Origin of the sequence: Pseudomonas nicosulfuronedens (genome assembly GCF_005877905.1) — a bacterium.
Classification (GTDB): Bacteria; Pseudomonadota; Gammaproteobacteria; order Pseudomonadales; family Pseudomonadaceae; genus Pseudomonas; species Pseudomonas nicosulfuronedens.
Genome location: NZ_SWDV01000003.1, coordinates 249935 through 262262, shown reverse-complemented (window position 1 = coordinate 262262; position 12328 = coordinate 249935). Strand labels below are relative to the sequence as shown.

12 protein-coding genes are annotated in these 12328 nt (G+C 65.2%); all 12 read right to left on the bottom strand.

Translation table 11 applies throughout. The features are described 5' to 3' along the window. Positions 1-45: 45 nt before the first annotated feature. Positions 46-1356: a flagellar biosynthesis GTPase FlhF gene (gene flhF, locus FAS41_RS05110; RefSeq protein WP_138520540.1), complete on the bottom strand. Its 1311-nt coding sequence runs from the start codon at positions 1354-1356 to the stop codon at positions 46-48. Between the two features lie 15 nt (positions 1357-1371). Continuing rightward, positions 1372-3495 carry a flagellar biosynthesis protein FlhA gene (gene flhA, locus FAS41_RS05105; protein WP_138520539.1) on the bottom strand — a complete coding sequence of 708 codons (2124 nt, stop codon included), beginning with the start codon at positions 3493-3495 and terminating at the stop codon, positions 1372-1374. A 142-nt stretch (positions 3496-3637) separates the two neighbouring features. Next, on the bottom strand, positions 3638-4930 hold the full coding sequence (locus FAS41_RS05100) for a TPM domain-containing protein (protein ID WP_138520538.1): 1293 nt from the start codon (positions 4928-4930) through the stop codon (positions 3638-3640). Between the two features lie 88 nt (positions 4931-5018). After that, on the bottom strand, positions 5019-6155 hold the full coding sequence (gene flhB, locus FAS41_RS05095; RefSeq protein WP_138520537.1) for a flagellar biosynthesis protein FlhB: 1137 nt from the start codon (positions 6153-6155) through the stop codon (positions 5019-5021). Beyond that, entirely contained in the window at positions 6155-6931 is a 777-nt protein-coding gene (gene fliR, locus FAS41_RS05090) for a flagellar biosynthetic protein FliR (RefSeq protein WP_138520536.1), read from the bottom strand. The genes flhB and fliR overlap by 1 nt, the downstream gene beginning before the upstream one ends. Continuing rightward, positions 6931-7200 carry a flagellar biosynthesis protein FliQ gene (fliQ, locus tag FAS41_RS05085; protein WP_138520535.1) on the bottom strand — a complete coding sequence of 90 codons (270 nt, stop codon included), beginning with the start codon at positions 7198-7200 and terminating at the stop codon, positions 6931-6933. The genes fliR and fliQ overlap by 1 nt, the downstream gene beginning before the upstream one ends. A 166-nt stretch (positions 7201-7366) precedes the next feature. Continuing rightward, positions 7367-8077: a flagellar type III secretion system pore protein FliP gene (gene fliP / locus FAS41_RS05080; RefSeq protein WP_425049018.1), complete on the bottom strand. Its 711-nt coding sequence runs from the start codon at positions 8075-8077 to the stop codon at positions 7367-7369. A gap of 77 nt (positions 8078-8154) precedes the next feature. Then, entirely contained in the window at positions 8155-8634 is a 480-nt protein-coding gene (gene fliO / locus FAS41_RS05075) for a flagellar biosynthetic protein FliO (protein WP_138520533.1), read from the bottom strand. A 1-nt stretch (position 8635) separates the two neighbouring features. After that, positions 8636-9103 carry a flagellar motor switch protein FliN gene (fliN, locus tag FAS41_RS05070; RefSeq protein WP_081519290.1) on the bottom strand — a complete coding sequence of 156 codons (468 nt, stop codon included), beginning with the start codon at positions 9101-9103 and terminating at the stop codon, positions 8636-8638. A 22-nt stretch (positions 9104-9125) separates the two neighbouring features. Beyond that, entirely contained in the window at positions 9126-10097 is a 972-nt protein-coding gene (gene fliM / locus FAS41_RS05065) for a flagellar motor switch protein FliM (RefSeq protein WP_054907284.1), read from the bottom strand. Positions 10098-10106: 9 nt separating this feature from the next. After that, positions 10107-10628: a flagellar basal body-associated protein FliL gene (gene fliL / locus FAS41_RS05060; protein WP_138520532.1), complete on the bottom strand. Its 522-nt coding sequence runs from the start codon at positions 10626-10628 to the stop codon at positions 10107-10109. Positions 10629-11016: 388 nt separating this feature from the next. Beyond that, positions 11017-12321 carry a flagellar hook-length control protein FliK gene (locus tag FAS41_RS05055; RefSeq protein ID WP_138520531.1) on the bottom strand — a complete coding sequence of 435 codons (1305 nt, stop codon included), beginning with the start codon at positions 12319-12321 and terminating at the stop codon, positions 11017-11019. Positions 12322-12328: the final 7 nt, after the last annotated feature.

The following is a 12328-nucleotide window of genomic DNA, read 5'->3' as shown; positions in this document are numbered from 1 at the left end:
GCGGCTCAACCGGCCGCCCCATGCCCCACACGGGGCTCACAATCTTCAGCTGGCGCGACGCACCGGCTGTTGATAAAGACCGGCGAACATGTCCGCCATGGCGTCCTCGCAGGGCTCTTCGGGCGACTGCAGGCTCACCGCACGACTCACCAGTTGGTGCGCGCGTGCCACATGCAGGTCGTCCGGGATCTTCGGCCCGTCAGCCAGATAGGCTACCGGTAGATGCTGGCTGATAGCCAGAGCCAGAGCTTCGCCGAGGCTTCCGGCTTCGTCCAGTTTGGTCAGGATGCACCCGGCCAGCCCACAGGAACGATAGTTCTGCCAGGCGGACTTGAGTACCTGACTCTGGCTGGTCGCCGCCAACACGAGGTAATTCTTCACGTTCAGGCTCAGCGACGACAACGCTTCGAGCTGCATGCGCAGCGCCGGATCATTGGCGGGCAGGCCGGCAGTGTCGATCAGCACCAGACGCTTGCGCGCCAGGGGCGCCATGGCCTGGATCAGCGACTGGCCCGGATCGACCAGGGTCACCGGCACATTGAGAATGCGGCCGAGGGTCTTGATCTGCTCCTGCGCACCGATGCGGAAACTGTCCATGGACACCAGGGCGATGCTCTGCGCGCCGTATTTGAGGACGTAGCGGGCAGCCAGCTTGGCCAGGGTGGTGGTCTTGCCCATGCCAGCCGGGCCGACCAGGGCGATCACGCCGCCCTGCTCCAGCAGGTCGATTTCCGGGGTATTGATCGAGCGCGCCAGATGCGCCAGCAGCATGCGCCAGGCCTGCTTCGGGTCGGCGATGGAAGCCACGCGCTCCAGCAGGTTGCGCGACAGGTCGGCCGGCAGCCCCATGCGTTGCAGGCGACGCCACAGGCCGGCCTGTTTCGGACGCTGGTTCTGCAGCTGGTTCCAGGCGATGGAGCCCAGCTGCACTTCGATCAGCTCGCGCAGGCCATTGAGTTCGAAACGCATGGCTTCCAGCGCCTGCTGGCCGACAGCGGCCGGCGCCGGGGCAGCCGGTGCGTCCATGGCTGCGGCCAGGGTTTCGGCAGCGCTGCGACGCGGCTTCTCGGTGCCGTACATTTGACGGTCCTTGCGCACGCCATCGCTGGCACGGGCGGGAGCCGACAGATCGGCCTTGGCCTGGGCGATCTTCGCCTGGGTCTTGCGCAGCTCGGCTTCCAGCGCCGGGTTCGGCTTGCTGGCCGCCACCGGGGCCTGGTAATCCAGCGCCGCAGTCAGCTCAACGCCACCGGCGACACGGCGATTGCCGATGATCGCGGCGTCCGGGCCCAGCTCGTCACGGACCAGTTTCATGGCCTGACGCATATCAGCGGCGAAGAAGCGTTTTACCTGCATGGCCTTGGACCTCAATCAGTTCTGCCCAACAGTGGCGACAATCGTGACTTGTTTGTTGTCGGGGATTTCCTGGTAAGCCAGCACGTTCATGGTGGGAACCGCCATCCGGGCGAATCGCGACATCATCGCGCGGATGGGACCTGCCACCAGCAGAATCGCCGGCTTGCCGAGCATCTCCTGACGCTGCGCCGCTTCAACCATCGAGCGTTGCAGCTTTTCGGCCATTCCGGGTTCCAGCAACATGCCGTCTTCGGAGCCCTGTCCGGCCTTCTGAAGACTATTGAGCAATATCTGTTCCAACCTGGGTTCCAGGGTGATCACAGGCAGCTCCGGCTCTAGTCCCACAATGGTTTGCACGATTGCGCGGGACAGCGCGACACGAACCGCCGCCACCATCGCGGCGGGATCTTGACTCTTCACCGCCACGTTGGCGATGGCCTCGGCGATGGTACGGATGTCACGTACCGGCACCTGCTCCTGCAGCAGCGCCTGAAGGACCTTGAGCAGCGTCGACAGGGAAATCATCCCCGGCACCAACTCTTCGGCCAGCTTGGGCGAGGTCTTGGCCAGCAGTTGCATCAGTTGCTGGACTTCCTCGTGGCCGAGCAGCTCGTGGGCATGCTTGTGCAGCACCTGGTTCAGGTGGGTGGCGACCACGGTGCTGGCGTCGACCACGGTGTAGCCCAGGGACTGCGCCTGGTCACGCTGCGAGGCCTCGATCCACACGGCCTCCAGGCCGAAAGCGGGGTCCTTGCCGGCAATGCCGTTGAGGGTGCCGAACACCTGACCGGGGTTGATCGCCAGGTCGCGGTCCGGGTAGATCTCGGCTTCCGCCACGCTGACGCCCATGAGCGTCAGGCGATAGGCGTTGGGCAACAGGTCGAGGTTGTCGCGGATGTGCACCGACGGCATCAGGAAACCCAGGTCCTGGGACAGCTTCTTGCGCACACCCTTGATCCGCGCCAGCAATTGGCCGCCCTGGTTGCGGTCCACCAGCGGAATCAGGCGGTAGCCCACTTCCAGGCCGACCATGTCCACCGGGGTCACGTCGTCCCAGCCCAGCTCCTTGGTCTGCTCGGCGCGCTGCGCCGGCAGCAGTTCCTGCTGGGTCTGGGCTTCCTGCTCGGCCTTCTGGCTGGCCTGGCGCTGACGGTGCCAGATCAGGTACGCGCCACCGGCGGCCAGGCCGCCCAGGCCAACGAAGGACACGTGCGGCATGCCCGGCACCAGGCCCATGGCGATCAGGATGGCGGCAGAGATGGCCAGCGCCTTGGGCGAGGCGAACATCTGGCGGTTGACCTGCTGGCCCATGTCCTCGGAGCTGGACACGCGGGTCACCATGATCGCGGCGGCCGTGGACAGCAGCAGGGAAGGCAGCTGCGCCACCAGACCGTCACCGATGGTCAGCAGGGCGTAGACCTTGCCGGCATCGCCGAAGCTCATCGAGTGCTGGATCATGCCGATGGCCACGCCACCGATGAGGTTGATGAAGAGGATCAGCAGACCGGCGACGGCGTCACCACGGACGAATTTGCTGGCACCGTCCATGGAGCCGTAGAAGTCGGCTTCCTGGGCGACTTCGGCGCGGCGCTTCTTGGCTTCCGCCTGCTCGATCAAGCCGGCGTTGAGGTCGGCGTCGATGGCCATCTGCTTGCCGGGCATGGCGTCGAGGGTGAAACGCGCGCTCACCTCGGAGATACGCCCGGCGCCCTTGGTGACCACCACGAAGTTGATGATCATGAGGATCGCGAAGACCACGATACCGACGACGTAGTTGCCGCCGATCACGACCTCACCGAATGCCTGGATCACCTTGCCCGCGGCCGCATGGCCGTCGTGGCCGTGGAGCAGCACGACGCGGGTGGACGCGACGTTCAGCGCCAGGCGCAGCAGGGTGGCGACCAGCAGGATGGTCGGGAAGACGGCGAAATCCAGCGGGCGCAGGGCGTACACGCTGACCAGCAGGACCACGATGGACAGGGCGATGTTGAAGGTGAACAGCACATCCAGCAGGAACGGCGGGATGGGCAGGGTCATCATCGCCAGCATGGCGAGCAACAGCAGGGGCACGCCGAGGTTGCCCCGGCTGAGCCCTACCAGATTGCTGCGAACAGTGCCGATCAGTTGCGTACGATCCACCCGAATTTCCCCTGCGCGTTGGTGACCGAGCCGGCCACCGGATCAAACTTTTGACGCCCAACCGGGCATCCGCACAGGGTTTTGCAGGAAGCGTTCCAACTTTCTCGAAAGACCTGAAATGCCTGAAACAGAGCGGCCCCTCTCACCAGCTCCCGGAAGCGCCGCCACCGCCGCTGGAGCCGCCGCCACCGGAGAATCCGCCACCACCCGAGCTACCGCCGGACGATCCGCTGGACGAACTGCCACCGGAGCCTGACCCTCCTCCCGCACCGCCCTGCCCCGCGCCGAAGACCAACAGCCCTGGCAGGCACATGAAGGGCAACAGCAGCAGCCAGTTCAGCGGAGCGGCCGGCGCACCGATAGCCAGGCCAAGCAGCAGGTAAAGACCGATGAAGACTGCCAGGCGCCAGTAAAAGGCCTTGCGGCCGTTCGCTCCCTTGGCCGCCTTGCGCCCCTTCCGACCCTTGCGGGCCTTGCTCTCGCCGCGCCACACATCGCGCATCATCGAGATCAGCAACCACCACAGGCCCAGGATGATCATCAGCGCCATGGGGGCGGCCAGCGCGTAGACCCAGAGCAGGCTGCCGAATCGCGGCGTCAGGAAGCCGAGCAGAATGCAGTAGGCGATCAGCCCGAGCACGGTATAGAACACCGTGCGAACCGTCCACAGCGCGCCGAAGGTGGCGCCGCCGATCAGCAGGCAGAACGGCGCGATCGCCACGGTCGCCAGCGTGTCGGTACCACCGGCCAGCACCGCCACCCCGATGACGACCACGACACCGAGTGCCAGAGCCCCACGCCAGCCCATTCGACGCGCCGCGAGCAGCACGCCGCCAACGCCGCCCACGACGAAGGACGCCAGCAGCAACCAGGCTTCCAGCGGCAGGCGCAATGGCTCGGGGACGGGGTCGGGCAACGTCTCGCCGTCGACCAGGGTGATCAGCGCGTCCACCGCTGACTCGATACCGCCTGCGTAGTTGCCGTCGCGGAAAGCCGGCGCCATGCGTTCACGGATGATGCGCCCGGCGAGCACGTCGGGGATCGCGCCTTCCAGGCCATAGCCGACCTCGATGCGCATCAGGTGGTCGTCCTTCGCCACCACCAGCAGCACACCGTCATCCACGCCCTTGCGGCCGAGCTTCCAGAGGCTGAAGAGTCGGTTGGAGAAAGCTTCGATGCCCATCTCGCCGACGGTGGGCAACATCACCACGGCAATCTGCGCGCCGCGGCGATCTTCAAGGGCCTTGAGCTTGTCGATCAGGCGGGCCCTGGAGGCTGGGTCGAGGGTACCGGTGACGTCCACCACGCGCTCGTTCAGCGGCAGCAGCACGCCGCCATCGGCGGGCGCGTCGGCCCAACTGGGCTGGACGCAGGTGAGCAGGCAGAGGAAGAGCCAGAACGCAAAGCGCAGGCCGGCGAAGGAGTCCCGAAGCATGTAACGTTTCCTTGGCTGAACAGGCCGCCCGGAGCCTTCGACGCCGAGCGCAAGCCGACCATCCTACTGCACGTGCGGCGCCTGCGGGTCACTCGTCGCGGCGCAGATCCGGCGGGATCGGCAGGTCCGGCATCGGCCCCGGGCGCTTGCCCTTGCCGGCGCGGTATTGCTTGAGCTGGTAGACGTAGGCCAGCACCTGGGCCACGGCAAGGTAAAGCCCGGCAGGAATCTCATGGTCGAGTTCGGTGGAGTAGTACACCGCCCGCGCCAGCGCCGGGGATTCGAGTACCGTGACCTTGTGCTCCTGGGCGATCTCGCGAATTTTCAGCGCCATGAAGTCGTTGCCCTTAGCCAGCAGCCTGGGCGCCCCGCCCTTCTCGGCGTCGTATTTCAGGGCCACGGCGAAGTGCGTCGGGTTGGTGATGATGACGTCGGCTTCGGGCACCGCCTGCATCATCCGCCGGTTGGCCATTTCGCGCTGCATCTGGCGGACCTTGGCCTTGACCTCGGGCTTGCCCTCGGAGTCCTTGTACTCGTCCTTGACCTCCTGCTTGGTCATCATCAGCTTCTTGCGGTTGTCCCAGAGCTGGAAGGGAACGTCCGCGGCGGCGATGAAGAGGATGCTGCAGGCCAGCCAGAAGGCGCTCCAGCCGACGATCCTGACGCTATGGATCATGGCCTGTTCCAGCGGCTCATGGGAGATCGCCAGCAGGTCATCCTGGTCGGCCTTGAGCACCAGGATCGCCACGATCAGCACCAGCACGAACTTGGCGAGGGCCTTGAGCAGCTCGGTCAGCGAGCGCAACGAGAACATGCGCTTGATCCCGGCCAGTGGATTCATCCGGCTGAACTTGGGCGCCAGCGCCTCGGCGGAGAACAGCCAGCCTCCCAGGGCGACAGGGCCGACCAACGCTGCGATCAGCAGCACCGCGAGGACCGGCCAGATCGCATCGGCGCCGATCTTGCCGCCGGCGATCAACAGGTTGAGCATGCTTTCGCTGTTCATCACCGTGGCGCGGTCCAGCTGGAAGCTGCCGCGCATCAGGCGCATCAGCGCATCGGCCAGGCTCGCGCCGAACATCAGCAGGCCGCCGGCGCCGGCCAGGAGCACAGCCAGGGTGTTCAGCTCCTTGGACCTGGGGAGCTGGCCCTTCTCGCGCGCCTCCCGGCGCCGTTTCTCGGTGGGTTCCTCTGTCTTGTCTTCGCTACTGTCGTTCTCGGCCATCAACGGGCCCCCACGAGTTCGCGAAGCAGGCGCAGGCCCTCACTGGCCAGCGCCTGGTACTGAGTGAGAATCTCGGCACTGCCAATCCAGACAATGACGAACCCCATGATGAGGGTGAGCGGGAAACCGATGGAGAAGATGTTCAGCTGCGGCGCGGCGCGGGTCATGGCGCCAAACGCCAGGTTGATCACCAGCAGGGCAGTGATCGCCGGCAAGGCGATCATCAGGCCGGCGCCCAGTACCCAGCCGAGCTTTCCGGCCACGGTGATGAAATGGTTGCTCGACAGTCCCTCGCCCACCGGCAGGGTGGTGAAGCTTTCCGCCAGCACCTCGAACACCACCAGGTGGCCGTTCATGGCGAGGAACAGCAGGGTCACCAGCATGGTGAAGAACTGCCCCAGCACCGGCACCGAAATGCCATTGGTGGGGTCGACCATGGAGGCGAAGCCCAGGCCCATCTGCATGGAGATGATCTGTCCGGAAATGACGAAGGCGTGGAACATCAGCTGCAGGACGAAGCCGAGCATGGCGCCGACGAGGATTTCCTGGGCAATGTAGACCATCGCCTTGAGACTCAGCGCATCCACCTGCGGCATCGGCGGCAGGTTGGGCACCAGCGCCACGGCAATCGCCAAGGACAGGTACAGACGCACGCGAGTCGGCACCAGTTGGGTACCGATGATCGGCATCACCATCAGCATGGCGGCGATGCGGAACAGGGGGAACAGGAAGGCCCCGATCCAGCCGCCGATCTGCGCGTTGCTGAGCTCGAGCATCAGCCGATCAGCGTGGGAATGCTGGTGATCAGGTGCTGGGTGTACTCCATCAACTGGCGCAGCAGCCAGGGGCCCAGCACGATGAGGGTGAGCAGCACCACCAGCAGGCGCGGCAGGAAGCTCAGGGTCTGCTCGTTGATCTGCGTGGCGGCCTGGAACATCGCCACGATCAGGCCCACCAGCAGGCTGGGCAGCACCAGGATGCCGACCATCACGGCGGTCAGCCAGAGCGCTTCACGGAACAGGTCGACGGCGACTTCGGGGGTCATGGTTGTTCCTCTTGCGCGGCGGCCTCAATGGAAAGCTCATTCGTAGGATGGGCGGAGCTTGCGATACCCATCAGGGGATTCGACCCAGGTATCGATGGGTATCGCTTCGCTCCACGCCATCCTACGGTGCCACCGGATACCACTGCGCGGATGGGGATGGGCATCGCTAGACCGTCCCGAAACTGCCGGCGAGCGTGCCGATGATCAATGCCCAGCCGTCCACCAGGACGAACAACATGATCTTGAACGGCAACGAGATGATCAGCGGCGAGAGCATCATCATGCCCATCGCCATCAGTACGCTGGACACCACCAGGTCGATGATCAGGAACGGAATGAAGATCATGAAACCGATCTGGAACGCGGTCTTCAACTCCGAAGTGACGAACGCCGGCACCAGGATGGTCAGGGGCGTGGCGTCGGCGCTGGCGATGTCGGTGCGCTTGGAGAGGCGCACGAACAGCTCCAGGTCCGACTGCCGGGTCTGCGCCAGCATGAAGGACTTGATCGGCCCCTCGGCGCGGCTGATCGCCTCCTGGGCCGGAATCTGCTCGTTCAGGTAAGGCTGCAGCGCAGTGCTGTTGATCTTGTCGAAGACCGGCGCCATCACGAACATCGTCAGGAACAGCGCCAGGCCCACCAGGATCTGGTTCGACGGCGTGCTCTGCAGGCCCAGCGCCTGGCGCAGGATGGAGAAGACGATGATGATCCGGGTGAAGCTGGTCATCAGCATGACGAACGCCGGGATGAAGCTCAGCGCGGTCATGATCAGCAGGATCTGCAGGCTGACCGAATACTCCTGCTGACCTTGCGGATTGGTAGTCACGGTGATCGCCGTCAGCTGCGTCGGATCGGCGGCGAAGGCCTGTGGCGCCATCAACGCCAGCAGACCCAGGAGCAGCGGCGCGACTGCCTTGAGCGCGCCGATCAGAGCGGAGAGATTCGGCGAGCGGGTCACTGTGGGCGGCCCTTGTCCTTGTTCAGCAATTCCAGCAGACGCTGGGCGAATTCCGGCTGCGCCGGTTCCGATTCGGCAGCATGCACCGGCTGGCGCAAGACGTGCAGCGGGGTGATCCGACCGGGTGTCAGGCCCAGCAGCACCTGTTCCTCGCCCACCTGCACCAGCACCAGCCGATCACGCGGGCCGAGCGCCTGGCTGGAAATCAGGCGGATCGCCTGGTTGCCGCGCGGCACAACCTGTTGCACGCGGCGCACCAGCCAGGCGAGCAGGAAGATCAGGCCAACCACCAGCACCAGCCCCAACAGCAACTGCATCAGCTGTGCGCCGGCACTGCCGGTAATCAGGCTCGGCGTGGAGCTGGCATGGACGATGGCCGGATTGGACGCCGGCGCCTTGGCGGCCTCTTCGGCCGAGGCCAGGAGGGACAGCCCTGCCAGCGGCAGGACGGACAGCTTCGCGAGCAGGCGGGCCATGTCAGCGCAGCTTCTTGATGCGTTCGCTGGGGCTGATCACGTCGGTGAGGCGGATGCCGAACTTCTCGTTCACCACCACCACTTCGCCGTGGGCGATCAGGGTGCCGTTGACCAGCACGTCCAGCGGCTCGCCGGCCAGGCGATCGAGCTCGATCACCGAGCCCTGGTTGAGCTGCAGCAGGTTGCGGATGCTGATGTCGGTATGACCGACCTCCATGGAAATGGTCACCGGGATATCCAGGATCACGTCCAGGTTCGGCCCTTCGAGTCCGGCGATGGTCGGCGCCTTGGGCGCCATGCCGAACTCTTCCATCGGCGCGCGCGGTGCGGCAGGCACGGCCGGAGCCGCGGCGCTTGCCATCATGGCGTCGATGTCGTCCTGGTTGGCGTCACCCGATTCGGAGAGCGCCGCGGCCCACTCATCGGCCAGCGCCTGCTCTTCGGGAGTTACGTTTTCTTCGTCTGACATGGTGTGTCCTCTTGGGATTCGCTCAGCGCGGACGCACGAGCGGATCGAGAATCTGCAAGGCCAGGTTGCCCTTGTGCGAACCCAGCTTGACCTTGAAGGAAGGCACGCCGTTGGCGCGCATGATCATGTGTTCGGGCAGCTCCACCGGAATCACGTCGCCCGGCTGCATGTGCAGGATGTCCCGCAGCTTGAGCTGGCGACGCACGACGGTGGCGCCCAGCGGCACGCTGACGTCGAGAATGTCCTCGCGCAGCGCGTTGATCCAGCGCTCGTCCTGGTCGTCCACATCGGACTGGAAGCCGGCGTCGAGCATCTCGCGGATCGGTTCGATCATCGCGTAAGGCAGGGTGATGTGCAGGTCGCCGCCGCCGCCATCCAGTTCGATGTGGAAGGTGGAGACCACCACCACTTCGCTGGGGCTGACGATGTTGGCCATCGCTGGGTTCACCTCGGAGTTCACGTACTCGAAGGTGATCGGCATCACTGCGTGCCAGGCCTCGGCGAGGTCGACGAAGGCCTGCTCGATGACCATGCGCACCACCCGCAGCTCGGTGGGGGTGAACTCGCGGCCTTCGATCTTGGCGTGACGACCGTCACCACCGAAGAAGTTGTCCACCAGCTTGAACACCAGCTTGGCGTCGAGGATGAACAGCGCGGTGCCGCGCAGCGGCTTCATCTTCACCAGGTTGAGGCTGGTGGGCACGTACAGAGAATGCACGTACTCGCCGAACTTCATCACCTGCACGCCACCCACGGCGACGTCCGCCGAGCGACGCAGCAGGTTGAACATGCTGATGCGGGTATAGCGGGCGAAGCGCTCGTTGATCATCTCCAGGGTCGGCATGCGGCCCCGGACGATACGGTCCTGACTGGTCAGGTCGTAGGACTTGATCGCCCCCGGCTCGACGTCGGACTCGGTTTCCACCAAGCCATCGTCGACGCCGTGCAACAGCGCGTCGATCTCGTCCTGGGAAAGTAGATCCTGCATGGCCATGGCCGGTACCTACTGCAATACGAAATTGGTGAAAAGCACTTGCTCCACGGTCAACTGACCGGTCGCCTTCTTCGCCAGTTCCTGAAGACTGGACGTGGCCTGCTGACGGAGCATCTCCTTGCCGACCGGGGTCACCAGATTGTCGAAATTCTGGCTGGAGAACAGCATCACCAGCTGGTTGCGCACCAGCGGCATCTGCTCGCGCAGGGCATCCATCTGCGCCTGGTCGCGCCCCATCAGGGCAACGGCTACCTGAAGATAGCGCTGGCGGCCGTTCTGATTGAAGTTGACCACGAAGGACGGCGCGAGGATCTCGTAGATCGCCTGCTTCTTCGTCGGCTCCGCGTGTTCCGCGGCCTTGGCCTCGGCTTCGTCGGGCTTGGCGCTTTTGTGCAGGAAGAACCAGGTACCGCCCACCGACGCACCGACGGCCAGCAGGAAGGCCAGCACGATGATGATGATGAGCTTCAGCTTGCCCTTGCCGGGCGCCTGGCCATCGGGGAGAGAAGGCGTCTGTTCTTTCTTGGCCATGCCAATAATCCGTCACTTTTGCGGCGCGATGCGCTGATACCGGGGGTAACAGCAAGGGCTGTGCCAGTTCGGACGAGTCCCACTGGCGACGCCGCGGATATTACAGGCTAGACGGAGGATGTCACGGGGAGGTGTAAGAATTTTCGCCTGGGACGATCCAGACAGATTGACCAGGGGGCGAATCCAGGCTGGAGCTTGATGCTCGGCGCTCCCCTCTCCCCAGCCCTGGCTGCGCGCCCCGCTCCGAAGGGAGAGGGAGCTATCCGTGCCGTGCTAAGTGATGTGCCATCCGGCAAGCGCCGATCGTTCAGCGCGCTGCGAACAAGTCCCCTCTCCCTTCAGGGAGAGGGTGCTACAAGACCACGCCCATCGCTCGCAGGATCGCGGATCACGCGTAGTAATCCACCAGCCCCCTGCCCTGCGCCGTCGCCTGCGGGCGGATCTCGGACACGCCACTGATCATCGGTTCGTCATCACCGCTGCCGGTGCCGCCCACGCGCCGCGAGCCGCCGCGATCATCACCCTGCTGCTGTTGCTGCCAGCCACGGGCGGACTGGTCGGAGACGTTGACGTCCAACTGCATGCCCTGCTGGTTGAACATCTCGCGCAGGCGGTGCTGCTGGCTGTCCAACGCCTCGCGAACGTTGGCGTTGGCGCTGACGAAGTTCACCTGGGTCTGGTCCCCGGTCATGTGGATGCGCACTTCCAGGCGGCCAAGGTTGGCCGGGTCCATCTGGATCTCGGCCGACTTGAGATTCTGCGAGGACATCCACATCACCCGGTCCACCACCTGATCGGTCCAGCCGTTCTGCTGCACCGACACGGCCTGCCCCGGCACCAGCGGGTTCACCGGCCGGCTGGTCATGGCCTGCGGCGTGTTCAGCGCCTGTGTCAGCGACTCCAGGCGCGCGGCGAAAGCCTCGTTGCGCGGCATCTCCGGCTTGGCATCGGTCTGCACGTCCGCCAGTTGCTGGGTCAGGTCGACACCATCCTTCAGCGCGCCTTCGGCGAGCTTGCCTTCGGTGCCCTTGGCTGCCGAATCGGTGGTCAGCGCAGCAAGTGCGGCCGCCAGGTCATTCTTGCCGCTGGCATCCAGGGACTTGTCCCCGGCCTTGGCGGCGAGATGGCCAGTGAGCTGGGACTGTTGCACCTGCTGCGCCTGGTCGTCAGCGCCCACGGCGAGCGTCAGGTTTACCCCCGGAATCTCGTTGAGCTTCTGCAGGTCGCCATCGCTGCTGGCATCGGTAAGCTGGCTGGTGCCGCTGCTGACCACCAGCGGAGGCGCTTCGGGCTCCGGTAGCCGGCCGGTCATGCCGAGCATCAGCAGCGGGTCGAGGGTCGCGTCGGGATTGCTCTCGGTATCTGCCACCTTCTCGTCCGCCTTGCTGGCGCCATCGGCCGGCAAGGCCTTGCCGTCGTCGGCAACCTTTGGCTGGTCGGCGGCAGCTGGCGCGGCGGAATCCTTGCTCGCGGCGTCCTTGTCGGCACTGTCCCGCGGCTTGTCGGTCTTCGCCTTCACCGGCTTGTCGGCCCGCTCGCTGGCCGCCGGACGCTGCTCCTTGGCGTAGACGTCGGCGAAGCTGGAACCCTTGTCGCTGCTGGTGCCGGGCGAGCCCTGGGCAGACTTGGAGAGCGCCGCCTTGGGCCGGGTGTCAGGCGTCGACGTCAATAAAATATCCGGGGCGACAGCCATCGGAGTT

What these genes read in the sequence shown, in the direction of transcription:
- fliR (WP_138520536.1), bottom strand. Translation starts at nt 6,931, where the DNA reads ATGCTCGAGCTCAGCAACGCGCAGATCGGCGGCTGGATCGGGGCCTTC.
- fliO (WP_138520533.1), bottom strand. Translation starts at nt 8,634, where the DNA reads ATGGCCCGCCTGCTCGCGAAGCTGTCCGTCCTGCCGCTGGCAGGGCTG.
- fliL (WP_138520532.1), bottom strand. Translation starts at nt 10,628, where the DNA reads ATGGCCAAGAAAGAACAGACGCCTTCTCTCCCCGATGGCCAGGCGCCC.
- fliP (WP_425049018.1), bottom strand. Translation starts at nt 8,077, where the DNA reads ATGGCGCCACAGGCCTTCGCCGCCGATCCGACGCAGCTGACGGCGATC.
- fliM (WP_054907284.1), bottom strand. Translation starts at nt 10,097, where the DNA reads ATGGCCATGCAGGATCTACTTTCCCAGGACGAGATCGACGCGCTGTTG.
- FAS41_RS05100 (WP_138520538.1), bottom strand. Translation starts at nt 4,930, where the DNA reads ATGCTTCGGGACTCCTTCGCCGGCCTGCGCTTTGCGTTCTGGCTCTTC.
- flhF (WP_138520540.1), bottom strand. Translation starts at nt 1,356, where the DNA reads ATGCAGGTAAAACGCTTCTTCGCCGCTGATATGCGTCAGGCCATGAAA.
- FAS41_RS05055 (WP_138520531.1), bottom strand. Translation starts at nt 12,321, where the DNA reads ATGGCTGTCGCCCCGGATATTTTATTGACGTCGACGCCTGACACCCGG.
- fliQ (WP_138520535.1), bottom strand. Translation starts at nt 7,200, where the DNA reads ATGACCCCCGAAGTCGCCGTCGACCTGTTCCGTGAAGCGCTCTGGCTG.
- flhB (WP_138520537.1), bottom strand. Translation starts at nt 6,155, where the DNA reads ATGGCCGAGAACGACAGTAGCGAAGACAAGACAGAGGAACCCACCGAG.
- fliN (WP_081519290.1), bottom strand. Translation starts at nt 9,103, where the DNA reads ATGTCAGACGAAGAAAACGTAACTCCCGAAGAGCAGGCGCTGGCCGAT.